25 protein-coding genes are annotated in these 23,601 nt (G+C 70.3%); 15 read left to right on the forward strand and 10 right to left on the reverse strand.

Going from position 1 to position 23,601, the window contains the following annotated elements; all coding sequences use genetic code 11:
• From ACFPZ3_RS47885 to ACFPZ3_RS70355, 4 genes are all read right to left on the reverse strand, one after another.
• Entirely contained in the window at window positions 1-2,493 is a 2,493-nt protein-coding gene (locus ACFPZ3_RS47885; RefSeq protein WP_379521089.1) for a hypothetical protein, read from the reverse strand.
• 220 nt (window positions 2,494-2,713) lie between these two features.
• Window positions 2,714-3,490, reverse strand: coding sequence for a class I SAM-dependent methyltransferase (locus ACFPZ3_RS47890; RefSeq protein WP_379521090.1), 777 nt, complete (start codon window positions 3,488-3,490; stop codon window positions 2,714-2,716).
• Between the two features lie 102 nt (window positions 3,491-3,592).
• A complete protein-coding gene (locus tag ACFPZ3_RS47895) occupies window positions 3,593-4,663 on the reverse strand; it encodes an ABC transporter substrate-binding protein (RefSeq protein ID WP_379521091.1) in 1,071 nt (356 codons plus the stop codon).
• Window positions 4,664-4,680: 17 nt separating this feature from the next.
• A complete protein-coding gene (locus ACFPZ3_RS70355; RefSeq protein ID WP_465263590.1) occupies window positions 4,681-4,911 on the reverse strand; it encodes a putative acetyltransferase in 231 nt (76 codons plus the stop codon).
• A gap of 105 nt (window positions 4,912-5,016) precedes the next feature.
• On the opposite strand from ACFPZ3_RS70355, the gene fdxA reads away from it, so the two are divergent.
• The 3 genes from fdxA (at window position 5,017) to ACFPZ3_RS47910 (ending at window position 7,269) form a co-directional block, all read left to right on the forward strand.
• Window positions 5,017-5,343, forward strand: a complete 327-nt coding sequence (gene fdxA, locus ACFPZ3_RS47900; protein ID WP_103960331.1) for a ferredoxin — start codon at window positions 5,017-5,019, stop codon at window positions 5,341-5,343.
• A gap of 103 nt (window positions 5,344-5,446) precedes the next feature.
• Window positions 5,447-6,517 (forward strand): succinyldiaminopimelate transaminase, encoded by a 1,071-nt coding sequence (gene dapC / locus ACFPZ3_RS47905; protein WP_379521092.1) that lies wholly within the window; start codon window positions 5,447-5,449, stop codon window positions 6,515-6,517.
• Window positions 6,518-6,609: 92 nt separating this feature from the next.
• Window positions 6,610-7,269, forward strand: coding sequence for a DUF4178 domain-containing protein (locus tag ACFPZ3_RS47910; RefSeq protein WP_379521093.1), 660 nt, complete (start codon window positions 6,610-6,612; stop codon window positions 7,267-7,269).
• A 162-nt stretch (window positions 7,270-7,431) separates the two neighbouring features.
• Here ACFPZ3_RS47910 and ACFPZ3_RS47915 read toward each other — a convergent pair whose 3' ends face one another.
• Window positions 7,432-8,250, reverse strand: coding sequence for a hypothetical protein (locus ACFPZ3_RS47915; RefSeq protein ID WP_379521094.1), 819 nt, complete (start codon window positions 8,248-8,250; stop codon window positions 7,432-7,434).
• 37 nt (window positions 8,251-8,287) lie between these two features.
• On the opposite strand from ACFPZ3_RS47915, the gene ACFPZ3_RS47920 reads away from it, so the two are divergent.
• From ACFPZ3_RS47920 to ACFPZ3_RS47945, 6 genes are all read left to right on the forward strand, one after another.
• Window positions 8,288-9,121 carry a 2,3,4,5-tetrahydropyridine-2,6-dicarboxylate N-succinyltransferase gene (locus ACFPZ3_RS47920; protein WP_379521095.1) on the forward strand — a complete coding sequence of 278 codons (834 nt, stop codon included), beginning with the start codon at window positions 8,288-8,290 and terminating at the stop codon, window positions 9,119-9,121.
• Window positions 9,121-10,176, forward strand: a complete 1,056-nt coding sequence (dapE, locus tag ACFPZ3_RS47925) for a succinyl-diaminopimelate desuccinylase (protein ID WP_379521096.1) — start codon at window positions 9,121-9,123, stop codon at window positions 10,174-10,176. The genes ACFPZ3_RS47920 and dapE overlap by 1 nt, the downstream gene beginning before the upstream one ends.
• A gap of 229 nt (window positions 10,177-10,405) precedes the next feature.
• Window positions 10,406-11,203, forward strand: a complete 798-nt coding sequence (locus tag ACFPZ3_RS47930) for an LOG family protein (RefSeq protein WP_379521097.1) — start codon at window positions 10,406-10,408, stop codon at window positions 11,201-11,203.
• 11 nt (window positions 11,204-11,214) lie between these two features.
• Window positions 11,215-11,799: an LOG family protein gene (locus ACFPZ3_RS47935; RefSeq protein WP_379521098.1), complete on the forward strand. Its 585-nt coding sequence runs from the start codon at window positions 11,215-11,217 to the stop codon at window positions 11,797-11,799.
• A 94-nt stretch (window positions 11,800-11,893) separates the two neighbouring features.
• Window positions 11,894-12,520, forward strand: a complete 627-nt coding sequence (locus ACFPZ3_RS47940) for a hypothetical protein (RefSeq protein ID WP_379521099.1) — start codon at window positions 11,894-11,896, stop codon at window positions 12,518-12,520.
• Between the two features lie 29 nt (window positions 12,521-12,549).
• A complete protein-coding gene (locus tag ACFPZ3_RS47945; protein ID WP_379521123.1) occupies window positions 12,550-13,068 on the forward strand; it encodes a DNA-3-methyladenine glycosylase I in 519 nt (172 codons plus the stop codon).
• Here the strand turns inward: ACFPZ3_RS47945 and ACFPZ3_RS47950 are convergent.
• From ACFPZ3_RS47950 to ACFPZ3_RS47960, 3 genes are all read right to left on the reverse strand, one after another.
• A complete protein-coding gene (locus tag ACFPZ3_RS47950; RefSeq protein ID WP_379521100.1) occupies window positions 13,028-15,283 on the reverse strand; it encodes a polysaccharide lyase 8 family protein in 2,256 nt (751 codons plus the stop codon). The two genes, ACFPZ3_RS47945 and ACFPZ3_RS47950, sit on opposite strands and share 41 nt — an antisense overlap.
• Before the next feature lie 36 nt (window positions 15,284-15,319).
• A complete protein-coding gene (locus tag ACFPZ3_RS47955) occupies window positions 15,320-16,075 on the reverse strand; it encodes an enoyl-CoA hydratase-related protein (protein WP_379521124.1) in 756 nt (251 codons plus the stop codon).
• Between the two features lie 104 nt (window positions 16,076-16,179).
• On the reverse strand, window positions 16,180-16,977 hold the full coding sequence (locus ACFPZ3_RS47960) for a PaaX family transcriptional regulator (protein ID WP_379521101.1): 798 nt from the start codon (window positions 16,975-16,977) through the stop codon (window positions 16,180-16,182).
• A gap of 159 nt (window positions 16,978-17,136) precedes the next feature.
• On the opposite strand from ACFPZ3_RS47960, the gene ACFPZ3_RS47965 reads away from it, so the two are divergent.
• On the forward strand, window positions 17,137-17,304 hold the full coding sequence (locus tag ACFPZ3_RS47965; RefSeq protein ID WP_020545024.1) for a DUF3117 domain-containing protein: 168 nt from the start codon (window positions 17,137-17,139) through the stop codon (window positions 17,302-17,304).
• A 78-nt stretch (window positions 17,305-17,382) separates the two neighbouring features.
• Window positions 17,383-18,804 carry a leucyl aminopeptidase gene (locus ACFPZ3_RS47970; RefSeq protein ID WP_379521102.1) on the forward strand — a complete coding sequence of 474 codons (1,422 nt, stop codon included), beginning with the start codon at window positions 17,383-17,385 and terminating at the stop codon, window positions 18,802-18,804.
• Here ACFPZ3_RS47970 and ACFPZ3_RS47975 read toward each other — a convergent pair whose 3' ends face one another.
• Complete coding sequence (locus ACFPZ3_RS47975; RefSeq protein ID WP_379521103.1) at window positions 18,805-19,443, reverse strand: O-methyltransferase; 639 nt, start codon at window positions 19,441-19,443, stop codon at window positions 18,805-18,807. It abuts the gene before it with no gap.
• Window positions 19,444-19,628: 185 nt separating this feature from the next.
• Between ACFPZ3_RS47975 and sigE the strand changes: the two genes are divergently transcribed.
• Together sigE and ACFPZ3_RS47985 are read left to right on the forward strand one after the other, a co-directional pair.
• On the forward strand, window positions 19,629-20,261 hold the full coding sequence (sigE, locus tag ACFPZ3_RS47980; RefSeq protein ID WP_379521104.1) for an RNA polymerase sigma factor SigE: 633 nt from the start codon (window positions 19,629-19,631) through the stop codon (window positions 20,259-20,261).
• Between the two features lies 1 nt (window position 20,262).
• On the forward strand, window positions 20,263-20,790 hold the full coding sequence (locus tag ACFPZ3_RS47985) for an anti-sigma factor family protein (RefSeq protein WP_379521105.1): 528 nt from the start codon (window positions 20,263-20,265) through the stop codon (window positions 20,788-20,790).
• A gap of 162 nt (window positions 20,791-20,952) precedes the next feature.
• On the opposite strand, the gene ACFPZ3_RS47990 is transcribed toward ACFPZ3_RS47985, so the two are convergent.
• Entirely contained in the window at window positions 20,953-21,216 is a 264-nt protein-coding gene (locus ACFPZ3_RS47990; protein WP_379521106.1) for a hypothetical protein, read from the reverse strand.
• 448 nt (window positions 21,217-21,664) lie between these two features.
• Here ACFPZ3_RS47990 and ACFPZ3_RS47995 point away from each other — a divergent pair, with 448 nt between their 5' ends.
• Together ACFPZ3_RS47995 and ACFPZ3_RS48000 are read left to right on the forward strand one after the other, a co-directional pair.
• Window positions 21,665-22,855 carry a S1C family serine protease gene (locus tag ACFPZ3_RS47995; protein ID WP_379521107.1) on the forward strand — a complete coding sequence of 397 codons (1,191 nt, stop codon included), beginning with the start codon at window positions 21,665-21,667 and terminating at the stop codon, window positions 22,853-22,855.
• A gap of 316 nt (window positions 22,856-23,171) precedes the next feature.
• A complete protein-coding gene (locus tag ACFPZ3_RS48000; protein ID WP_379521108.1) occupies window positions 23,172-23,540 on the forward strand; it encodes a sec-independent translocase in 369 nt (122 codons plus the stop codon).
• The last annotated feature ends 61 nt before the right edge of the window (window positions 23,541-23,601 follow it).

Raw genomic sequence — 23,601 nt, forward strand, 5'->3', positions numbered from 1 at the left:
TCAGCCCAGCAGCTCGAGCAGATCGCGGTCCCCACGTTCGCGGAGCCTGTTGAGCAGATCCTGCAGGGCGACCGGGCCCGTCATGCCGATTCTGGTGGCGATCACTCTCGCCGCCTGATCTCGGGTGCCTCCAGGGGCCGTGTACCCGACCAGGCGCAGCGCCTTGGTGATCTTCTCGGCCCCCTGGGCGGCGACCGGGAGGTGCCTGGCCCGCAGCACGCCCTCGTCCGACAGCGTCAGGAACAGGTGCCCGCCCTCCCGGGCTCCCACGTCCACCAGGAGGCGCTCGATGGATTCGAGGACCGGCTTGCCGTGCCAGACCATGGTCAGCTCGCCCGCGGCGCTCCTGACCGTCCTGCTCTCGCCCGGCGACAGCCCCAGGTACGACGCGAATCCCGTCGGCAACGCGCACTCACCTCCGGCCAGTTGCTCGCCCGTCACGTCGATGCGCAGCCACCACCTGCCGTCCGGCTGCCGGAAACAGCGCCTGGTCTGGGAGACGTCCTTCAGGGGCTGGTACGGCTTGTCGTGCTCGCCGTTGCTCTCAGCCGCGGGCGGGGCGCCCGGCGTGAACGCCTGGAACTGCGGCGGGCCAGGGGGAGGGGGCGGCGGCATCTGCACCACCTGCCCGAACGCCGACGGGGCCTGCTCCACCGGCTGCTGCTGGACCTGAGGCGCCGCCGGGGGCGGTGGGGCCAGCGTCGCCAGCACGAACTGCCATGCAGGGACCTCCAGCGCGCGGATCTCCACGTTGTGCCAGTCGGCCGCGCCGATGACCTGCTCCTTGGGGGCCGTCCTGCCGAGGGTCCGCACCAGCTCGTCCAGATGAGCGCGGTACGGGGCCGCCACGTCGCTGGTCAGCCACTGGTCGAGGCGGGCGCGCAGCTCGTCCTCCGTGGCGGCGATCTCGGCCGGGGGGACGGCGAAGAGCTTGGCGAGCTGGTCCACGGCGGACGGCTCGTCGGTGAACACCCGGTTCTGCGCCACCGCCCAGCTCTTGTCATCCAGCCCGGCGAACGCGGCCTCGATCAACTCAGGCAACTCCCGCTCCCCAGACTCCTGCCCGGGGGCCGCCGCCTCCTCGGGATCCCGCTGTTCGTGTGCGGCCTCAGCCTCTAGCGCGGCCGCCTCCTGGGCAGCCGCCTCTAGCGCGGCCGCCTCCTGGGCAGCCGGCTCGGGAGCGGGCTCCTCAGCGGCGTCCAGCACAGGCTGGGGCTCCGGCTGGGGTTCCTCGTCGGCCACCGGCTCCACGTCGGCGTCCACGACCCGCTCAACGGCCTCGCCAGCCTCGCTGCCCGGCGCGCCCTCATGCGACGCAGCGCCCTCGTGGGCGGCCTCATGGCGAGCGTCAGCGTCCTGCGACGCCTCGGCGCCCTGTGCCCCGGCGTCGCCCTGTGCCCCGGCGTCGTGCGGTGTCCCGGCGTCGTGCGGTGTCCCGGCGTCGTGCGGTGTCCCGGCGTCGTGCGGTGTCCCGGCGTCGTGCGGGGCCTCGACGTTGTGCGGGGCCTCGACGGCGTGGGGGGCCTCCGCGTCGTGCCGTGCCACGGCGTCTTGAGGCGCCTCGGCTTGAGCTGCCTCGGCTTGAGCTGCCTCGGTCTGAGGTGTCTCGGCCTGAGCGGGGGCCTGGCGGGACTCGGCCTGCTCGCCTTCAGGGGCGGGCAGGTCCTCGTCGGGCACCGGGCCGACGTCGGCGAACTGCGCGAGGGCCGGGGGCTCCTCGGCGGCGGCACCACGCCCCTCGGCGGCCTCGGCGGCGTGCTGGGCGGCGTGCTCGTCGGCCGCCTCAGCGGCGCGCTGAGCGACGGCCTCAGCCGCGTGCTCGGCAGCGGCGTGCTCGGCAGCGGCGTGCTTGGCCACGACAGACTCGGCGGCGTGCCCGGCCGCAGCCTGCCCGGCCGCAGCCTGCCCGGCCGCAGCAGGGTCGGCCGCAGCAGGGTCGGCCGCAGCAGGGTCGGCCGCGGCGGGGTCGGCCGCGACGAACTCGGCGGCGTGCTCGGCCGCGACGGGCTTGGGGGCCGTCTCCGAGCGCTCAGGCGCCGCAGCGGCGGCCGCGGGGGCCACCGGCGTCTGCCTGGCGCCCTTCGGGCCTGTGGCGGCCTGTGAGCGGGCGATGGGCTCGACAGCCCGACGCTGGGCGGCGGGCTCGGTGGCCGGACGCTGGGCGACGGCCTCAGCGGCCGCGTCGGCCTCGGCGAGCGGGTGCGCGAGGCGTACCAGGACGGCGGAGAACAGTGTGTTCAGCACCGGCCGCGCCTGGATGAAGGGCTGGTCCACCAGCTCCCTGCTGGTCAGCGCCAGCAGCCCCGCCCACGACCCGGCACGGTCGAGCGCGATGGCGACGGCGGGCTCGTCGGCCTCCTCCGGATCCAGGACGTGCAGCGCCGGCAGGACATCGCCCACGGCCGCCGCGGGCCAGTGCTCCAGGGCGATCTCGGTCAGCAGCTCACCCAGGGACTCGGGGCCGATCGCCGCCAGGACGCGCGGTATGGGCAAGCTGCGCCACCATGCGTCCGGCAGGTCCGGCTGCCCGGTGAGTAGCGTGATCGTCGACGCGTCGCTCCACCTCAACGGTGGTACGAGGTCGCTCAGGCAGAAATTCATCCCGTTCCGTTCACCAGCCCCTCACGCCGCCGCAGCGGTGCAGCCATAATCTCGCCGCCCACGGAACAGACCATAGTCCGGCAAAACAGCCCTACGCATCATGCCCGACGCATCAACGCCGAACAGCGGCAAAGCGTAGACGCACGTAGTCGGCCATCCAGCCAGTCTCCCTGCGAAGTGCGGGCGCGGCCAGTTCGTTGACGCGCCGGAGCAGGGGTTCCACGATCTCCGGGGGAAGTCCTTCGAGCACCGACCCGGCGAACATGCGCACCCAGTCGGCGGCCCCTCCGGGGCACTCGTCGAGGGGGGTCGGCCGGTCGAAGTATTCGAGCAACCTGACGACGAAACCCTCCTTCTCGAGGCGGCGGGCGTACTCGGCAGGCGTGGGAAAATACCACGGGAGCTCGGGTTCGCGCAGGCCGTACTCACGCCAGGCGGTCAGCATCGCGGTGGTGAGCTCGGCGCAGTTGCCCGACCCGCCCAGTTCGGCGACGAAGCGCCCGCCAGGCTTGAGTGCCTCGCGGACGCTGGCGATCACGGCGCTCGGGTCGCGGCTCATCCAGTGCAGCGCCGCGTTGGAGAACACCGCGTCGTACGGGTCCACGATCGTGAAGTCGTGCCCGTCGCCGATGATGAAGTTGATGCCCGGGTACTGCGCCAGTGCCTTCTCGATCATCGGGGCGGAGCCGTCGATGCCGAGGACGTCCGCGCCTCTGAAGGCGAGTTGCGCGGTCAGCACCCCGGTGCCGCACCCCAGGTCCAGCACGCGTTCGCCGGGCCGGGGGTCGAGCAGGTCGAGCAGTGGCGCGCCCTGCGTCGAGACGTAGCCGAAGCTGCTGTCGTAGGCACGACTGTTCCACCGCTCCAAGCTCGGTGTGTCGTATCGCAAGACGATCAGCTCACATTCGATCAGACATCGGGCCCCCGTGGCCGTGCTGTCCGTTCACTTTAGAGCCTGATTGTCCCTACGACATATCAAGTCACTTCGGACTCATCCCACGCTCTTCGCCCACTCCTTCCTCAGGTACGCCTTCGCCGCGTCTGCCTGCGGAATCGTCATGAGCACCGGCGGACCCGGCGCCCTGGGCAGTTTCGCCGCCTGCTCTGCGTCGAGGGTGCCCTTGATGAGCATCGCCTCGCCGCGGGCCGGCCGGGTGAAGCCCTTCTGGAGCAGGTTCTGGCCCTCGTCGGAGAACAGGAACTCCTGCCACAGCCGGGCCGCGGCCGGATGCGGGGCTGCCTTGTTGATCGCCTGCATGTGGTAGCCGCCGAGCGCCGCGTCCCGTGGGATCGTCACCTTCCAGGCGTCGGAGTGGTTGGCGCTGCGGGTGGCGTTCAGGTGGTCCCAGGCGATGACCACGTTGGCCTTGGCCGGTTCGGTGAACCGCCCGGCCTGCTTGAGCTTGGCGAACAGCTCGACGCCCTGCTCGGGCTGCGGCGCCCCCGAGCGCATGGAGGCCGCCATGACGCCGCCGAACGCCGACGCCGAGCGCAGCGGGTCGCCGTCGAGCGCGACCCGGTATCCGGGCTGGAGCAGGGCGGCGAAGGAGGCGGGCGGCTTGACGGCGCGCGGGTCGTAGCCGATGGACATGTAGTCGCCGTAGGCGGCGTACCAGCCGCCGGACGGGTCCTTGATGTGGTCGGGCAGGTCCTGCCAGCCCGTGACCTTGTAGGGCGCGAACTGGTCGGCCCCGGAGACGGCCATGTCCATGGTCAGGTCGAACACGTCGGGCTTGAGCTGCGCGGCGGCGTCGAGTTCCCGCTTGCTGCTCGCTCCAGGCTCCAGTTCGTTGACCTTGAGGTCGTACTTGTCGGCGAAGGTGTCGATGATCTCGCCGTAGTTGGCCCAGTCGCGGGGCAGCCCGATCACGTTGAGCTGGCCCTCGTGCTTGGCGGCCTCGGCGAGGCGGTCCATGGTGCCGAAGCCCGCCTTCATCGAGGCGGCCTTGGCGTTGATCGGCGGCAGGTTCTTGGCCTCGGTGGAGGCGGTGTCCGTGGACGACGCGCCGCATCCGGCGCTGGCGAGGATGGCTGCTGCGGCGGCGCAGGTACGTACAGTCACAGAACGAATACTTACCGTTACATCCGTCCAGGTCGAGGAGGCGCGGCCGGAACGACCTTGGCGGCCACGAGTGTCTCTTCGCGGATCTCCACCAGAGTGCCGTCTTTTTTGCGGACTTCGAGCACTCCGTCGGCCCAGGACACGAGAATCCCGACCGCGTCTCGGAACCCGCCGGGGACGCGCCTTCGGGTTGTGACCCGTGCACCTATATCCTGACTAGTGATGGCGATAACGAGGCGTGCGGCCACGAGTTTGCCACCCTCCGTTTCGGCCAGTCGGCAAGCACGGCAATACTAGGGCCTAGCAAACCGCGGTCAGAGTCATGTCATGGTGCGGAGAAGAAGGAGCTCGAGGTGACCTACGTCATCGCGCAGCCTTGCGTGGACGTCCTGGACAAGGCGTGCATCGAGGAGTGCCCCGTCGATTGCATCTACGAGGGCGAGCGCATGCTTTACATCCACCCCGACGAGTGCGTGGACTGCGGCGCGTGTGAGCCAGTGTGCCCCGTCGAGGCGATTTTCTATGAGGATGACCTTCCCGAGCAGTGGAAGGACTTCTACAAGGCGAACGTGGACTTCTTCGAAGACCTCGGCTCGCCCGGTGGGGCCTCGAAGGTCGGCAAGATCGAAAAGGACCACCCGGTGGTGTCCGCCCTGCCACCGCAGGCCGAAGACCACTAGCGGGGCCCGGTCGGCGCCGTGCACGGGGGCATCCGGTGGATGCGCCCCGTTCGCGCGGCGTTCGAACGCGCTTCAGTACGGCAATGCGAAACCCTGGAGAATCGTGAACAAGCTGCCTGACTTCCCCTGGGACCGGCTGGAGCCGTACAAGGAGCGCGCCAGGGCACATCCCGACGGCATCGTCGACCTGTCGGTCGGCACGCCCGTCGATCCCGTGCCCGACCTCGTCCAGGACGCCCTCGTACGCGCCGCCAACAGCCCCGGCTACCCGTTGACCCACGGCACCAAGGCCTTGCGCGAGGCCGCCGCGGGGTGGTTGCGGCGCCGGCACGGCGTCGCCGTCGATCAGCAGGACGTGCTCCCGCTGATCGGCTCCAAGGAGTTCGTCGCCTGGCTGCCCACCTACCTGGGCGCCAAGCGGGTGGTCTTCCCCGAGCTGGCCTACCCCACCTACGACGTGGGCGCCCGGCTGGCGGGGGCGGCGGGCACGGCCTCGGACAGCACGCTCGCGCTCGGCCCCGAGCACGTGGACCTCCTCTGGATCAACTCTCCTGGAAACCCCACGGGCCGGGTGCTGCCCGCCGAGCACCTGCGCAAGGTCGTGGCCTGGGCCCGCGAGCGCGGCACGGTCGTGGCCTCCGACGAGTGCTACATCGAGCTCGGCTGGGAGGACGAGCCGATCTCGATCCTGCACCCCGACGTCTGCGGCGGCTCCCACGAGGGGCTGCTCGCCGTCCACTCGCTCTCCAAGCGCTCCAACCTGGCCGGATACCGGGCCGGGTTCGTGACGGGCGATCCCGTCCTGGTCAAGCGCCTGCTGGAGACCCGCAAACACGCGGGCATGCTCATGCCCCAGCCCGTACAGGCCGCGATGACGGCGGCGCTCGCCGACGACGAGCACGCCGGCCGGCAGCGCGATCTCTACGCCGGCCGCCGCACCCTGCTGCGGCCCGCGCTGGAGAAGGCGGGGTGGCAGATCGACCACTCGACCGCCGGTCTCTACTTCTGGGCGTCGAACGGGCAGAGCGCCTGGGACCAGGTGGCCGAACTGTCCGAGATCGGCGTTCTGGTCGCGCCCGGCGAGTTCTACGGATCGGCAGGTGGACGGCACGTCCGCATCGCCCTCACAGCGACTGATGAGCGGATCGGTGCGGCAGTGCGCCGCCTCCAGTAGGATCGCCCGTCATAGCCAGCCGAACGGCTTGTGCACGCATAAATTGATAAGGGCTTATGCCGAGGCAGACCGCGAGTGGAGCGAGCTGATCGATGAGCATGACCTCCATGGTCGTTCTCGGGCTGAGCATCGCCACCGTCCTGTTGTTGATGGGCGCCTTCTGGGCCACCCTGAGGCAAGACAGGAAGGGCCGAGCCGGCGCGCCGCCGGTTGCCGAGGTCGCCACCATCGAGACCCCGCTGGCGGCGCCGGTGAGCGCCCCAGGGCATGCCGGCACCGACTACACCGACCCTCGCACGATCCGCGCCGGGGACCGGATCGCGGTGCACGGGTCGCCCGCGCGCGTGCTCGGCGCCATGTTCATCAGCTGGCAGGGCCACCAGTGGACCGAGTTCCTCCTGCGTGACAGCTCGCGGCGCTACCAGTGGCTCTCGGTCGAGGTGCTCGACGGCGACCCGCCGCACCTGGAGGTGCAGCTCTGGACGAACGTGCCGACGCAGGGCATGGTGCCGGCCAGGAGCATGCTGGTCATGGAGGGCGTGGAGTTCTTCCCCGTCGAGCGGGGGACGGCCGCGTTCAGGAGCGAGGGCGACACGGGCAACCCGGACAGAGGGCTGCTGGACTTCGCGGACTACCGGGCCTCCGACGGCCGCCTGCTCTCCTTCGAGCGCATCCAGGGCTCCGCCTGGACCGCCAGCTACGCCCAGCCCCTCCCGCCCGGCTCGATCACGATCGTCCGGCGCGCGACCTAAAACCCCTTCCATCCCTTACGCGCTGCCGTGGCTCGCCAGACGCCGTCGCGGGCTCGCCTCCATCCAGGGAAACGCCCTCTGACCGGTCAGTGGCGCGCCGCCGTTACGGAGCGAAACGCCGGCCGGGGGTCGTGGTCATGACCACGTCGCGGCCGAGAGTGGTCATGAGAGCTCGACCCGTTGGTCGCCCGCCGCGCCGCCGGCCTCCCACCCCTCGACCTCGAGGTTGTTCGACCACGTGGCCCCGCTGTAGCCGACCCGGTTGAGCGCGTATTTCTCCGCGTGCGCCACCGACCAGGCCGCCACCAGCCACCCGCGCTTCTTCGTGGTGATCGCCACACTCCCCAGCGCCCGCGCGAGCTGCTTGCGCGCCTCCGTGGCCTTGGCCTTGGGCGTGGGTGTCTTGCCCGGGGGATACCAGCAGTGCACGGACTGCGGGACGCGCCCGGTGAAGGCGGCGGCGAGGATCTTCGCGTCGCTCTCGTGCGGCGCGTACGCGTAACCGCCCGCGGAGCGCTGCACGGCCTGCGCCGCCTCCGCCAGCGGGATCTTGCGGTAGTTCTTGACCTTGACCAGCGCGGCGAAGAACTTGTTCGTCGCGTAGACCGGATCCTGGAGCTGCTTCTTGGTGCCCCACCCCTGCGACTCGCGCTGCTGGAACACTCCGACCGAGTCGCGGTCGCCGAAGCCGAGGTTCTGCAGCTTCGACTCCTGCAGCGCCGTCGCGTACGCGATCACCACGGCCCGCTCGGGCAGCCTGCGCCGCGCCGCGACCGCCGCGATGGTGGCGGAGATCTGGGCCTGCTCGGGCAGCAGGCTCACGCCGCCCCCGGGCGTGTTCACGGTGCAGTAGGCATCGGGAACGGCGGCCAGGCGCGGCGCGCTTTTCAGCAGGTGGTAGAGCCCCACGGAGATGCCCACGGCGAGCACGATGACGATGATCGCGATGGTGATGACTCCACGGGAGAAGCGTGGTCGCACGCTGAAGAACCTACCCGGCCGGATAAGCTCCGTGGCCATGAGTCACGTGAGCACCGCCTCGCCGATACCCTCGGTGGTGGACGAGCTGTGGGAGCGCCGGGCGGAGCTGTCCCCGGCCGACGCCGAGGCGCGTCACCTGGTGGTCTCCGCCGTGGACCTGCTCGACAGGGGCGAGGCCAGGGCCGCTCACCTGGTCGGCGGCGAGGTCGTGGTGGACGAGCGGGCCAAGAGGGCCATCCTGCTCAGCTTCAAGGTGCTCGGCATGGCGCGCTCGCAGGTGGGCGACTTCCACCACCACGACAGGCATCCGCTGAAGAGCTCCTTCGACGGCGTCCGGGTGGTGCCGGGGGCGATCGCGCGCTGGGGCTCCTACCTGGCGCCCGGCGTGGTGCTGATGCCGTCGTTCACGAACGTCGGCGCGTACGTGGACTCCGGCACGATGGTCGACACCTGGGCCACGGTCGGATCGTGCGCCCAGATCGGGAAGAACGTGCACCTGTCGGGCGGCGCGGGGATCGGCGGCGTGCTGGAGCCGCCCAACGCCGTGCCGGTCGTCGTCGAGGACGACGTGCTGATCGGCAGCCGGGCGATGATCGTCGAGGGCGCCCGGGTCGGCCAGGGCGCGGTCGTCGGGGCCGGAACGATCTTGTCCGCCTCGATCCCGGTGATCGACGCGGAGACCGGCGAGGAGCTGGCCCGTGGCCGGATACCCGCGTGGTGCGTGGCGGTGAGCGCCATGCGGCAGAAGGAGTTCCCCGGCGGCACGTTCGGACTGCCGTGCGTGCTGGTGATCAAGCGCCTGGAGCCGGGGCGACGGCACGACAAGGCGGCGCTCAACGAGGTGCTGCGCGAACACGGAGTGAACACCTGATGCTTGACCTGACCCAGGACGTACGCGACCTGACCGCCGCGATCGTGGACATCGAGTCGGTGAGCGGAGCCGAGCAGGCGCTGGCCGACGAGGTCGAGCGCGCGCTGAGCGTGCTCCCGCACCTCAAGGTGACCAGATCGGGGGAGACGGTCGTCGCCCGCACCGAGCTGGGGCACCCCGAGCGCGTGCTGATCGCCGGGCACCTCGACACCGTCCCCGTCGCGGCCAACCTGCCCAGCCGGGTGGAGGGCGACCTGCTCTACGGCTGCGGCACCACCGACATGAAGGCCGGCGTCGCGGTGGCGCTCAAGCTGGCGGCCACCGTGCCCGCGCCCAACAGGGACCTCACCTACGTCTTCTACGACTGCGAGGAGATCGAGTCCGAGCGCAACGGCCTGACCAGGGTCGCCAGGGAGCACGCCGACTGGCTGGCGGCCGACTTCGCGGTGCTGATGGAGCCCACCGACGGCGTGATCGAGGGCGGTTGCCAGGGCACGCTGCGGGCCGAGGTCACGGTGAGCGGCAAGCGGGCGCACAGCGCCAGGTCGTGGTTCGGGGTGAACGCCATTCACGGGATCGAGCCGGTGCTGGCCAGGCTGAACGCGTACGAGCCGCGGCGGCCGACGGTGGACGGGCTCGAATACCACGAGGGGCTGAACGCGGTCGGCGTCCGTGGCGGGGTCGCGGGCAACGTCATCCCTGACCTGTGCGTGGTGAGCGTGAACTACCGGTTCGCCCCCGACCTGTCGATCGAGGAGGCGCGGGAGCACGTGCGGGAGGTGTTCGCCGGGTTCGCGGTGAGCTTCGTGGACGCCGCGCCGGGCGCCAGGCCGGGGCTGACGCATCCGGTGGCGGCGGCCTTCGCCGCGGCCGTCGGCGGCACCCCGCGCGCCAAGCTGGGCTGGACGGATGTCGCCCGCTTCTCCGCGCTGGGGGTCCCCGCCGTCAACTACGGTCCCGGTGACCCGAACCTCGCGCACCAGCAGGGTGAGTACGTGTCGCTGCCGAAGATCGTCGAGAGCGAGCGGGCGATGCTCAACTGGCTCTCCACATGAAAGTGGCCTTCCGCGCCGGCCATTTGGCGGGGAAGACCACTTTCAGTCCCGAGCAGCACCCTCGACGGTTAGACGCGAGGGAGTCGAAATTCGGTTCCACGGATCTTTCAAGATTTTTTAGGACGATGTTCTGCCTGGGTAACCAGCGATTTCGCCCTGGGAAGGCAGTCTAGGACCTCCGATGGACGTGCTGAACCGGCCGTGTCCGAGAGGGGCTAGCGTGATCCGCATGAACCAGAACCGTCGGGAACACCGCCAGGGCCAGGCAGTCGTGCGCGGCAAACTCGTCCCCACCTCCACCCACGACCAGCGCCTGCTGGCCCGCCAGGGGCCCTCCGACTGGGTCCACATGGACCCGTGGCGGGTGCTGCGCATCCAGGCGGAGTTCGTGGAGGGCTTCGGCCAGCTCGCCGAGATGCCGCCGGCGGTGACCGTCTTCGGCTCGGCGCGCACCAGGCCCGATTCGGAGGAATACGAGCTGGGCCGCGCGCTCGGCAGGAAGCTGGCCCAGGCGGGCTACGCGGTGATCACGGGCGGCGGGCCCGGCGTCATGGAGTCGGCCAACCGGGGCGCGAGCGAGGTCGAGGGCGCGATGTCGGTCGGGCTCGGCATCGAGCTGCCGTTCGAGCAGCGCATGAACGACTACGTGGACCTCGGCATCGAGTTCCGCTACTTCTTCGTACGCAAGACGATGTTCGTCAAATACTCCTGCGGCTTCATCACCCTGCCGGGCGGCTTCGGCACCCTCGACGAGCTGTTCGAGGCGCTCACCCTGGTCCAGACCGGCAAGGTCACCTCCTTCCCCGTGGTGCTGATGGGCTCGGAGTTCTGGGGCGGGCTGCTCGACTGGATCAAGAGCTCGCTGCTGAGCACGGGGAAGATCGCGTCCCAGGACCTCGACCTGATCACGGTCACCGACGACGTGGACGAGGCCGTGCGCATCATCGCCGACGCCGACGTGGCCCGCTCCCAGCAGCGCATGGACGAGTCGGAGGCCGCCGCCGTCCAGACCGCCGAGCCCCAATAGGCTTGTCCAGCGTGAACATCTGTGTCTTCTGCGCCTCAAGCCTCAACATCGATCGCAAATACATCGACCTGGCCGCGAAGGTGGGCACCGAGCTCGCCAGGCGCGGCCACACGCTGGTGAGCGGCGGCGGCTCCGTCTCGTGCATGGGCGCCGTCACCTCGGCCGCCCGCGCGGCCGGCGCCCACACGGTCGGCGTGATCCCCCAGGCGCTGGTGGACATGGAGGTGGCGGACGAGGAGTCGCCCGAGCTGATCGTCACAGAGGGCATGCGCGAGCGCAAGGGGATCATGGACGCCCGCTCCGACGCGTTCCTGGTGCTGCCCGGCGGCATCGGAACGCTGGAGGAGCTGTTCGAGATCTGGTGCTCGCGGGTGCTCGGCATCCACGACCGGCCCCTGGTGCTGCTCGACCCCTTCGGCCTGTACGACCCGCTCAAGGACCTGGTCACCCGCATGTACGACGAGGGCTTCACCCGCCCCGAGGTCTTCGACGCGATCTCCTGGACCTCGACCGTGGAGGAGGCGTTCGCCCACCTCGAATCGCGCACTCAGCCGGTCAGGCCAAGCGTCGCGGAACTGGGCGAGGCCACCGGCTGACCTGCGCTTCTGGCACACGAAGACGTGCCCGGAGAAGCCCTGCGCGCGGCAAGTGCGTGACCTCGTGCCCCGATGCTATGAGTACGATGCCAATGTGCTGGTCATACTCGCCATCGCCGCCATCGCCATCCTGGCCTGCGTGGTCCTGGTATCCCTGGGCAGGGGCGGTGAGCTGACCGAGTTCCCGCCCGACGTGCCGCCGCTCGACCTTCCCGAGGCCGGGCAGCTCACCGCGGTCGACTTCATGGCGCTCCAACTGCCGGTCAACCTGGTCGGCTACCACACGCAGAGCGTCGATGAGACCCTGCGCAGGGCCGCCGGCGCGATCAGCGCGCGCGACACGCGGATCGCGGTGCTGGAGCAACGGGTCTCGGAGCTGCTGTCGAGCCGGTTGCACGCGCGGCAGGAGGTCTACGCCTCGCCAGGGGCGGGGCCGCGCACCGAGCACGAGCCCGAGGCCCCGTCCGCGCCCCGCGAGCTGCCCGAGTCCGGCGATCCGGTGTCGGCGAGCGGAGCCACGGTGTCCTGGGACGGCGGCCCGGAGATCGAGCAGAAGCCGCCGGAGGACGCGGAGTGGCGCCTTCCCCCTCAGACGGAGGAGAACGAATCCGCCGACGAGGTGAAGGCCGAGGAGAGCGAGCCCGCGGAAGAGCCCGCGACCCCCGAGGAGGAGCCCGTACGCGCCTCCCTGAACGGTAAGGACAGTGACCAGAAGCAGTGACCGATCTGATCCGTTGTACGTGGGCGGGCATGACCGACCCCGTCTACATCACCTATCACGACGAGGAGTGGGGCCGCCCGCTCAAGGGCGACGACGAGGTCTTCGAGCGGGTGTCCCTGGAGGCGTTCCAGTCGGGCCTGTCCTGGCTGACGATCCTGCGCAAAAGGGAGAACTTCCGCGCCGCCTTCGACCGCTTCTCGATCCCCAAGGTCGCCGCCTACTCCGAGCAGGACGTCGAGCGGCTGCTCGGCGACGCGGGCATCATCCGCAACCGGGCCAAGATCGAGGCGGCGATCAGCAACGCCAGGGCCGCGCTCGACCTGCCTGACGGCCTGTCGGAGCTGGTGTGGCGGCACGCCGACCCCGACGCGCCCGTGCCCAGGACGATGGCCGACGTGCCCGCCGTCACCCCGGGCTCGAAGGCGCTGGCCAAGGAGCTGAAGAAGCACGGCTTCAAGTTCGTCGGCCCGACCACGGCCTACGCGCTGATGCAGGCGATCGGGCTGGTCAACGATCACGTCGAGGACTGCCTGGCGCGTACGCGCTGAGCTCCACGCTGTGGCTGCGCCCCAGTGACCCGCCGACCCTGACGCTGATGACGGGCGTCTTCCCGGTCTGCACAGTGACGGTGTCGTCGGCGCGCACGACCCCGCGCGCGGAGCGGTCGAGCGTGATCTTCAGGACGTCCACCGTCCTGCTCGGGTCGGCCACGGTCAGGATGAGCCGCTCGCTGGCCCGGCGCATCATCAGCAGGCAGGGCGCGTCCACGCTGACGACGCCGATGCGGCCCTCCGACCAGAACGTGGCCCCCATCAGCGTCCCCGACTGCACGGCCTGGAACTGGCTCGTGTTGCACAACACCTTCACCGGCTGCCGCCCACGGAAGAACCGGGTGCGCTCGCGGGTCGCGTTGGGCAGCAGCACGTAGGAGTAGTTGGCCTCCACGGGGTTCACGCCGTGGTCGAACCAGATCGTCACGTAGCGCCGCGTCACGGGGTCGAAGGCGCCCTTGGTGTCGTCGCCCCCGTTGATGTCACGCCAGCGGCCCGTACGCGTCTCCACGAGCATCCTGGCCCCCTCGAAAACGTATCCGCCCACCCCCGCCATATGCGCCCAACCGTCCCCCATGTACGGCTTCGCGTCCGTGGCCCGGTTCTCCACCACGGTCTCGATCACCCGGCCGTCGAAGCTGGTGATGCCGCTGCCCAGCACCACCACGGCCGAGTCCAGGCAGAACCACGACTTGCGCGCCCGCAGGCTCGCCCCTTCGCCGGCCAGGTCCATGGCGGTGAGGCCGTAGCGGCCCTCCAGCACCACGCCGCCCGCGAACGCGCTGGGCGGCCGGTGGGCGCTGAAGCTGAGGTCCTCGCGCTCGCGCGTGTCGACCGTGATCCCCGGCAGCCGGTAGGGGTTCACCGTCGGCCAGAAGTCCCGCCCGTAGGCCTCCAGGTCGGAGGTGTAGGTGTAGGTCATGCCGTCGCCGGTGTACCAGCCGTGCAGGTTCTCCTGGTTGATCGCCTCGTAGGCGGCCGTCCGGCACGAGGACAGGCTGATGGCCAGCGACCAGCTGGGCCGCCGGTGCACGACCCGGTCCATGCTGGGGAACACGAAGTGCCCGACGGGCCCCGGCGCCGCCTCGACGCCCTTGTCGTCCAGCACCGCGACCGCCCGACGGGTCTCCGGCACGTTGGCGTGCTCCAGGTAGGGGCGCGCCCTGCCGCGCTCGATCCACCCCTTGGCCAGCGCCATGAACCGGCTCCGGTACGGCTCGGGCGCGCTGCGCGCCAGCAGCAGCACGGCCCCGATCGCCGCGTGCCCCGCCACGCCGTCGGAGAAGGCCTGACGGCTGGCCGCCCGCCCCCTGACGGTGTCCATGAGCAGCCCGTCGTGCATGAAAGGGGCGAACGAGCGCTCGACCGCGTCCAGCACGACCTGCCGGCCTGGGTCGGTGACCTCCCAGGGCGAGCCGTGCAGCAGCGCCACGGCCTCGGAGACGGCGATGAGCAGCGACAGGCCGTACGAGCCCGTGTAGGCGACGTTGCCGTGCTGGATGAAGGAGCCGTCGCGGTAGAAGCCGTCGCCGGACTCCGCGTACCCGAACACGCTGTGCCGCCCGCCGTCCCGCACGTCGGAGAGCCCGTCGCGGGCCAGGGCGAGCTTCTCAGCGCTGCGCCCCGCCACGCCGCGGAAGGCGACGATGGAGGCCTTGTCGGCCCGGTTGGAGCCGCTCTCGCTGGCGTCCGGCCACCCCGCGCGGCGGTCGGCGTCGGGGCAGAACCGGTCGATCGCCCGCAGGTACGCCCCCATCCTGCCCTCGTCGAGCCGGTCACCGAGCAGCACGCACACGCGGGCCAGTTCGGCGGGCGTGCCGATCTCCCAGAACCACCAGTTGCCCGTCTCCGGGAGCCCTTCGTTGTAGTGCCGCTCGTGCAGCAGGTCGAGCGCCTCGACCACCTTCGCCACCACGGCGTCGTCGCCGTGCTGGGGAGTGCCGGGCGTGGCCCAGGCGGTGGCGATCAGCCGCAGCCGGCCGTAACTGGTCGTCACGTGACCCGCCCGGCCTTCGAGCGGCAGGTCCGGCCAGATCAGCCCGGGGACCATCTGGGCCAGCCAACCGGTGGCCCGCTCGCCCAGCGTGGCCAGCGGCCGTTCGTAGACCGGGTCGGAGCCGTCGAACGAGCCGCCGGTGAGCAGGGTCACGGCGCTCGCGCGGATGGTCTCGAACCGGTCTTCGAACGCCTGCGAGGCGTCGGAATCGCGCATGGCGCTAGCCTTACCCATGCGGTCGTGGTCGATCAGTTACTCAGCGTTGAATGTTGGCACTTCTTTCGCGAGAAACGCTCGCGTGGCGTTCACGTGGTCATGGGTCGCCACGCATTCGTCCTGAAGGTCGGCTTCCATGGCCAGCGCGTCGGACAGCCCGTTCGAGGCGGCGTAGGCCAGCGCCCGCTTGGTGGCGGCGTAGGCGAGCGTCGGGCCCTGAGCCAGGCGTGCCGCCAGGTCCTGGGCGGTCTTCAGCACGTCTTCCGCGACGATGGTGACCAGGCCCAGCTCCAGGGCGCGGGCCGCGTCGATCGGCTCGCCCAGCAACATCAGCTCGGCGGCGCGGCCCCGGCCCACCAGGCGCTGCAACGTCCACGACGCGCCCGAGTCGGGCGCCAGGCCGATGCCCGCGAACGCCAGCGCGAACTTCGCCCGCTCCGAGGCCACCCGCAGGTCGCAGGCGAAGGCCAGCGACGCGCCCGCGCCCACGGCCACGCCGTTGACGGCGGCCACCACCGGCTTGGGCATGGTGGCGATCAGCTCCACGATCGGGTTGTAGTGCTCGCGGAGGGTGTCGGCCAGGCCGCGGCCCGCCTCCAGGTTGGCGGCGTGCTCACGCAGGTCCTGGCCCGCGCTGAAGGCCCGGCCGGAGCCGGTGAGCAGCACGGCCCTGACCTCCGGATCGGCCGCGGCGCGGCGCAGCGCATCGAGCAGGGCCTGCTTGACCTCGGCGGTCAGTGAGTTCATCGCGTCGGGGCGGTCGAGGGTGATGGTGGCGACGGCGTCGGCCATGTCATAGCGGATCAAAGCAACTCCCTGTCGACTCATAGCGGACCACAGCAGCTCCCTGTCGACTCATAGCGGACCACAGCAGCTCCCTGTCGACTCATAGCGGATCACAGCAGCTCCCCGTCGACGAACGCGGCGGCCGCGGGCAGCAACCGGGTGGCCTCCTGCTCGAAGTAGGCCCTGGCCTTCTCGCCCGGCCAGCCCGCGGGCAGCAGCTCGGGCGGCAGGCCGGGGTCGCGGAACAGGAAGTTGCGCCAGCCGTGCACGAGCCGGCTCCGGGTGGCGAACACCTGGTCGGCCGGGGCCCCCTCCGGCAACGTGCTGATCAGCGTGACAGCCTCGGCGTGCCAGCTCTCGTACGCCTCGCCGATGGCGGCCAGATCCCATGCCCTGGCCACCAGCTCACGCGGGTCGCCCTCCAGCGCGGCGTCGAACCTGTCGGCCCGCACCCCCTCGCCCTCCAGCAGGTTGTCCAGCTCGATCGAGGAGCGCGGACCCAGCCAGGTGGTCTCGGACAGCGAGGCGTAGCCCAGGAACGTCAGATCGGCGCGCAGCCGCTCCCTGCGCGGACGCTCCTTCACCGGCTCGAAGACGATCAGATGCCAGCGGCCGTGCCAGGTCAGCGTTCCGGCTCGGTAAATTCTCAGTGCTGCCTCATCCAGCCGTCTGACGCACTTCGGCGTCAGCCCGTAGCCGGCTCCCTGCGGCAGCCGCAGCGGCCGCAGCCAGCCCTGCCGCACCATGCGGGAAACCGCTGTGCGCACGGCTGGAGCGGCTATTTCCAGGGGTTTCATCAGCCGTACGAGCGCGGCGACCGATGCTTGCCCACCGCGCGAACGCAGGTGGTCTCCGTAGAGATCGAACAGAGCGGCGCGAGCGTGCACGAAGTCCAGTTTGGACGTCATCGCACGCCGCGACAACGCATTCTGGGAGGAGATCGTTACCCATGAGCGCTCTCGATGCGGGAGAATAGGACATCACAGAAGACGTGAATGCGCCGACCGCCGTTTCGGGGGGTCGGAAATCGCGGGCCGCGGGAGCCCAAGGCAGGAAGGGATGCACGCATGGCGGCGATGAAGCCGCGGACCGGCGATGGTCCGCTCGAGGTCACCAAGGAAGGGCGCGGCATTGTCATGCGGGTCCCCCTGGAGGGTGGCGGCCGGCTCGTCGTGGAGATCTCCGCCGACGAGGCAAAGGCGCTCGGCGAGGCGTTGAAGAACGTCGTCGGCTGAGCGCTCCCGAGTGACAACTTGACCCACGGCCCTGGCGTAGTCCGACGCCAGGGTCGCTGACGTTTGAGGAGAGGTTCCGTGCCGATTGAGACCACTGCGTCGGTGGTCGCCGAGGTTCCCGACGATACCGAGTTGCTGGCCGTACCCTACGCCTCCGATCTCAGTCCCGCGGTCGAGCTGCACCTGCCGGCGCCCGACCTGCTGGCGCACTACGAGGCCAAAGGGGAGGCGGGGGAGATCGTCGAGGTCCCGGTGGCACGGGCCGGCGGCGTCGGCAGGATTCTGCTGTACGGCGTCGGCGACGGCTCCCCGCGTGCCCTGCGCAAGTCCGCCGCCGCGCTGACCAGGAAGGTCAAGGGCAGGGACACGCTGATCGTGGTGCCGCCCGACGGTGATGTGGCCGTGTTCGCCGAGGCGGCGTTGCTGGCCGCGTACACCTTCAAGATCGGTGAGCCCGGCAAGCGGGCCGTGCGGACGCTGGTGTTCACCGGGGCCGACGAGGAGCGGGTGCGCAGGGCGGAGACGCTGGCGCACGCGGTGGCGCTCGCCCGCGACCTGTCCAACACGCCCTCCTCGGTCAAGACCCCCGCCTGGCTCGCCGAGCGAGCCGGCGAGGTCGGCGTGCCGGTCGAGGTCTGGGACGAGGAGCGGCTCCAGGCCGACGGGTTCGGCGGCATCCTCGCCGTCGGGAAGGGCTCGGCCAGCCCGCCCAGGCTCATCCAGCTCTCCTACACGCCCGACGAGCCGGCCGAGCGGCACGTGGTGCTGGTGGGCAAGGGCATCACGTTCGACTCGGGCGGGTTGTCGCTCAAGCCGACCGAGAACATGAAGTTCCAGAAGACCGACATGGCCGGTGGCGCGGTCGTCATCGCCGTGCTCGGCGCGCTGGCCGCGATGCGGGCGCCGATACGCGTCACGGGGCTGGTCGCCGCCGCCGAGAACATGCCCTCGGGCACCTCCCAGCGGCCCAGCGACGTCATCACGCACTACGGCGGGCGCACGGTCGAGGTGCTCAACACCGACGCCGAGGGGCGGCTCGTGCTGGCCGACGCGCTCGCCTACGCCGACGCCGTCCTCGACCCCGACACGGTCGTGGACATCGCCACCCTCACCGGGGCGATCACCGTGGCGCTCGGCCGCAACGTCGGCGCCGTCTACTCCTCCGACGACGCGCTGGCCGAGCAGCTCGTGGAGGCCGGACAGGTCGCCGACGACCGGCTGTGGCGGATGCCGCTGATTGAGGACTACAAGCCCGCGCTGGAGTCGTCGATCGCCGACATGGCCAACGTCGAGGCCGGATCCAGGTTCGGCGCGGGCTCGATCACGGCGGCGCTGTTCCTGCGCGAGTTCGCGGGTAAGCGGCCCTGGGCGCACCTCGACGTCGCCGGGGTCGGGCGCAGCACCGTGGACGAGGGCACCCTCAGCAAGGGCGCCACCGGATTCGGTGTGCGCGTGCTCCTGGAGTGGCTGACCAAGGGCCGCCCGGCCGGCCGGGACTGATCAGCCGGCGACCTTGACGGCGGCCAGGAGGCCGTCGCCCAGCGGCATGAGCACCGAGCGCAGCCGCTCGTCCGACTGCACCAGCTTGCCCACCTCGCGCAGCGTGACCGTCTCGGGGTCACGTTGCGCGGGGTCGGCCACGCGGTTGTGCCACAACATGTTGTCGAAGGCCACGATGCCGCCCACGCGCAGCAGGCGCACGGCCTCGGCCAGGTAGTCGGCGTATTCGTGCTTCGCGCCGTCGGCGAAGACCATGTCGTAGCCGCCGTCCGACAGCCGCGGCAGCACATCGAGCGCCCGGCCGGAGATGAGGCGCACCCGGCCGCCGGAGAAGCCGGCCTCCGTGAACGCCTGTCTGGCCAGCCGCTGATGCTCGGGCTCCACGTCGACGCTCGTCAGAGTCCCGTCCGTGCGCATGCCGCGCAGCAGCCACAACCCCGAGACGCCACAACCCGTGCCGATCTCGACGACGGACTTGGCGGTGATGGCGGTGGCGAGCAAACACAGCGCCGCTCCGCCGCCAGGAAGGATGGGTGTCGCCCCCATCTCCAGCCCGCGCTGCCGCGCCGCGTGCAGGATCTCATCCTCGTGATGGAACTGCTCTGCATAGGCCAGAGTGGCCTCCACCGGAGTGGTCATCGGCCTCCTCCCCCCACTTTCGTGCGATTGGTCGCAGAAGGTCATACACGTATTAGCACCGATCGCAGCCTAGGGGAGACACGCCGGTCCGGGAACTCAGGAGGGTCCCGAGGCGTTGCAGGTTTAAACGGGCTTTGCCGGTCCGGAAGGCAGGCAGTGCGCACGAAGGGACGAAACCAGGCACTATGACGGTAGCGGTGGTCCCAGAGAGAGGAGTTCTGGTGGACGAAAGCGACCACCAGACCGATACTCCCGTGTCGTCCGAATGGACGCCTCCCACATGGGAGGAAGTGGTGCGGACACACTCCGCACGCGTGTATCGGCTGGCCTACCGGCTGACCGGCAATGTCCATGATGCCGAGGACCTCACGCAGGAGGTCTTCGTCCGGGTTTTCAGGTCGCTGTCGAGCTACACCCCCGGCACGTTCGAGGGGTGGTTGCACCGGATCACGACGAACCTGTTCCTCGACATGGCGCGGCGCAAGCAGCGCATCAGGTTCGAAGGTCTGGCCGACGACGCCGCCGAGCGGTTGCGTGGCCGCGAGCCGTCTCCGGCGCAGGCTTTCGACGACGCCCACTTGGAGCCCGACATCCAGGCCGCCCTCGACGCGCTCGCCCCCGAGTTCCGGGCCGCGATCGTGCTGTGTGACATCGAGGGCCTGTCTTACGAGGAGATCGCGGCCACGCTCGGCGTCAAGCTGGGTACGGTCCGAAGCCGTATTCACCGTGGCCGGGCGCAGTTGCGGGAGGCGCTCGACCATCGGGCCCCCCGTAATTCCCAACTCCCCCCGACCGTTATCCGTGGGGAGGAAGTCTGATATGGCTCATCTTGGAGAACGCGTTTCCGCGCTGGTCGACGGAGAACTCAACCACACCGAGCGTGAGCGCGCGCTGGCTCATCTGACTTTCTGTGCTGACTGCAGGCGAGAAGTCGAGTCGACGCGGGCGCTCAAGACGCGCCTGCGCTCGCTCGACACCCCGGCGATGCCGGCCGACCTGACGATGTCCCTGCTCCGGATGTCGGAGCCGGGCGGCCCGCTGCCGCCGAGGGAGCGCCCTTTCCCGTCGCGCTCGTTCGGGGGAGTGGCCATACCTGGACCGCACAGCATCGCGCCGCTGGACAACCGCCCGCGCAGGGACGCCACCGGTGGGGCTTCGGGCCCTGGTCGCGGCACTAGAAGGCGCACCACGTACGTGGCCGTCGGGATGGTCTCCGCGGCCGTCGCCCTGGGCACCTTCTTCGCCGCCACCGGTGTGGGGCAGAGCAATCCCGCGCCGCCCGTTGAACTGTTCCAGCAGCAGCCTCGTACTACGCCTACGAACGCTCCTTCGACCGCCACGCCCTGAACCCCGGTTATGCCGGGGGCACTCGGTTGGCGTAGTCGGCGGCGCGTGGGGCATACGATCTGGGTTCGGGAATTGTCACAAGCAAGTCCTGGTTAAAGCTTTATAACCCTCGTATGCCGCGATAGCGAGGATTGCGGTGGCCGAGCCAAGGAGTGGTGAGACTTAGATGACCGACGAGACGCGCCCCACAGAAGGACGCAGGCCGTCGGACTCCCCCGAGCCACAGGGGCGGCCGGACTTCTTGCCCGCGGATGACATGGCAGAACAGGACAGGCGGCCCGAGCCGCCCGCCTCGTTCGGCACGTCCTGGGGTGACCCGTCGGGCCGCTCCGACGTCTTCGGCGCGTCGCCGTACGAGTCGCGCTCGTACGACGGCTCGTCCCAGAGCGGCCCTTCGTACGGGAGCCCTTCGTACGGCCAGGACACCTCCGCCCAGACCGGCCCCCAATACGCCGTTCCTTCGTTCGGCCCGCCCGGCGGGCGCGACAGCGGCCCTTCCTTCGGGTCTCCCGGCGGGCGCGACAGCAGCCCTTCCTTTGGCTCTCCTGATGGGCGTGACAGCGGCCCTTCGTTCGGCTCTCCTGACGGGCGTGACAGCGGCCCTTCCTTCGGGTCTCCCGACGGGCGTGACAGCGGCCCTTCGTTCGGGTCTCCCGACGGGGGTACGCGGTCTTACGACAGCCCTTCGTTCGGGCCTCCCGACAGCGGGGGCACGCGGTCCTACGACAGTCCGTTCTTCGGCTCGCCCGACAACGGCGCACGATCCTATGAGGGTCCCGCGTTCGGGTCGGACGGGCCCTCGTTCGGCGGGCCTCCTCCCTACGGCGGTGGTGGTGGGAACCCGCCGCCGCCACCTCCGCGTCAGCCTCTAGGCATGGGGACCGGCTGGGCGCCGCCGCCTCCGGGTTCACAGGGCGGCGCGGGTACGGCCAGACGCGGGCCCTCCGTCGGCGTCATGGTCGCGATGGCCGTGGTCATCGCCCTGGTGGCCTCGGTGCTCGGCAGTGTCGGCACGTACCTGCTCACCAAGCCCGCCAGCGGCAACGACCCCTCCTACAGCCTCGGCCCGATCCCGAGCGGCGCCACCAACCGGGCGCCCGACTCGGTCGCGGGCGTGGCCTCGCGGGTGCTGCCCAGCGTGGTCTCGCTGGAGGTGGGCAACGGCAGCAACACCGAGGGCGCCACGGGCTCCGGGTTCCTGATCAAGAACGGCTACGTGGTGACCAACAACCACGTGGTGGCGCTGGCCGCCAAGGGCGGCGAGATCACGATCATGTTCAACAACCGCAAGACCACCACGGCCCGCATCGTCGGCCGTGACCCCGGCTCCGACCTGGCCGTGGTCAAGCCGGAGGAGACGTTCGCCACGCCGGAGATCACCCTCGGCAACTCCGACCAGGTGGTGGTCGGTGACCCGGTCATCGCCATCGGCTCCCCGCTGGGCCTGACCGGCACCGTGACCACCGGCATCGTCAGCTCGCTCAACCGCCCGGTCATCGCGGGTGACGACACCGGCACCAGCACCGAGGAACCCGCCTACATCAGCGCCATCCAGACCGACGCCGCCATCAACCCGGGCAACTCCGGCGGGCCACTGGTGAACGGCCGGGGCGAGGTCGTCGGGGTGAACTCGGCGATCGCCACGCTCGGGCGTTCGATGAGCAGCCAGAGCGGCAGCATCGGGCTGGGCTTCGCGATCCCGGTCAACCAGACGCGGCGCGTGGCCGAGGAACTGATCACCACCGGCAAGGCCAAGCGGCCCAAGATCGGCATCGTGGTGGACAAGGACTATCGGGGTCAGGGCGTACGGATCGCTCTGGAGCCCGCCGGTGGTCAGCAGCCGGTCGACCCGAAGGGGCCCGCCGGCAAGGCCGGGCTGAAGGCCGGTGACGTGATCCTTGAGGTCGACGGGCTGGTGCTGCAGGACGGAAACGAGCTGATCGCCCTGATCCGCAGCAAGGCGCCGAACTCGCAGATCAACATCAAGTATCAGCGTGACGGCCAGGAGCGCACCGCCAAGCTCGTCGTGGCCAGCGACGACGAACCCACACCGTCCCCGTCCTGATCCACGTTTTTCATCGCGCCGCAGGTGGCAACCCGCCTCCTGCGGCGCTTTTGTCTCCGAGGGCCTCCTTCCGGCGGGCGCGCCGCCTCGCCACCAAGCCCGGTCGCCGTCGGCGCGGCGCGGCGAAGTCCTGGGGCGTTGGTGGGGTGGTTGGGGGCCCTGTTCGAGGGACCAGTGAGTGGGAGGTCGGGGCGGTGGGGGTGTTCGAGGCGGTGATATGACCTAGGGGAGACGACCGACCTACCCCCCAGAGCCCTTAGTCTGTGGATAGGCCGGGGTTGTCCTCGGAATGGTTGGACTGCGGTAGGAGCTCACGGTGTTCGGACTCGGGTGGATGGAGATCGGAGCGCTGATCGTGATCGCGCTGCTCGTCTTCGGTCCCGACAAACTGCCTCAGGCCGCCTCACAGGCAGGCAGGCAGCTGCGCAACCTGCGCAGGATGGCCAACAACGCGCGTGACGACCTGCGTGCCGGTCTGGGCCCGGAGTTCTCGAACTTCGACCCCGCCGACCTCAACCCGCGCAACTTCGTCCGCAAGCATCTCCTCGACGACCTCGAGGACGACTGGAACAACAACAACAAGTCGCCGGAGCTGGAGTCGGCCGCTACGGCCCCGTACGCGCCGGAGCCGGTCGACGAGCTCGGCTATGGGGAATTGCCGCCCTTCGACCCCGAAGCGACCTGAGCGGCCCCCACACACGCGAACGGGCCCGCTTCAGAAGCGGGCCCGACGGGTGAGAGAGCGG

The organism is Nonomuraea insulae (genome assembly GCF_042656245.1).

Coding starts and splice junctions, on each gene's coding strand:
- ACFPZ3_RS47920 (WP_379521095.1), top strand. CDS start 8,288: ATGAGTCACGTGAGCACCGCCTCGCCGATACCCTCGGTGGTGGACGAG.
- ACFPZ3_RS47930 (WP_379521097.1), top strand. CDS start 10,406: ATGAACCAGAACCGTCGGGAACACCGCCAGGGCCAGGCAGTCGTGCGC.
- ACFPZ3_RS47955 (WP_379521124.1), bottom strand. CDS start 16,075: ATGGCCGACGCCGTCGCCACCATCACCCTCGACCGCCCCGACGCGATG.
- ACFPZ3_RS47950 (WP_379521100.1), bottom strand. CDS start 15,283: ATGCGCGATTCCGACGCCTCGCAGGCGTTCGAAGACCGGTTCGAGACC.
- ACFPZ3_RS47975 (WP_379521103.1), bottom strand. CDS start 19,443: ATGACCACTCCGGTGGAGGCCACTCTGGCCTATGCAGAGCAGTTCCAT.
- ACFPZ3_RS47960 (WP_379521101.1), bottom strand. CDS start 16,977: ATGACGTCCAAACTGGACTTCGTGCACGCTCGCGCCGCTCTGTTCGAT.
- ACFPZ3_RS47910 (WP_379521093.1), top strand. CDS start 6,610: ATGAGCATGACCTCCATGGTCGTTCTCGGGCTGAGCATCGCCACCGTC.
- ACFPZ3_RS47945 (WP_379521123.1), top strand. CDS start 12,550: ATGACCGACCCCGTCTACATCACCTATCACGACGAGGAGTGGGGCCGC.
- dapE (WP_379521096.1), top strand. CDS start 9,121: ATGCTTGACCTGACCCAGGACGTACGCGACCTGACCGCCGCGATCGTG.
- sigE (WP_379521104.1), top strand. CDS start 19,629: ATGACGGTAGCGGTGGTCCCAGAGAGAGGAGTTCTGGTGGACGAAAGC.
- ACFPZ3_RS47985 (WP_379521105.1), top strand. CDS start 20,263: ATGGCTCATCTTGGAGAACGCGTTTCCGCGCTGGTCGACGGAGAACTC.
- ACFPZ3_RS47995 (WP_379521107.1), top strand. CDS start 21,665: ATGGGGACCGGCTGGGCGCCGCCGCCTCCGGGTTCACAGGGCGGCGCG.
- ACFPZ3_RS47965 (WP_020545024.1), top strand. CDS start 17,137: ATGGCGGCGATGAAGCCGCGGACCGGCGATGGTCCGCTCGAGGTCACC.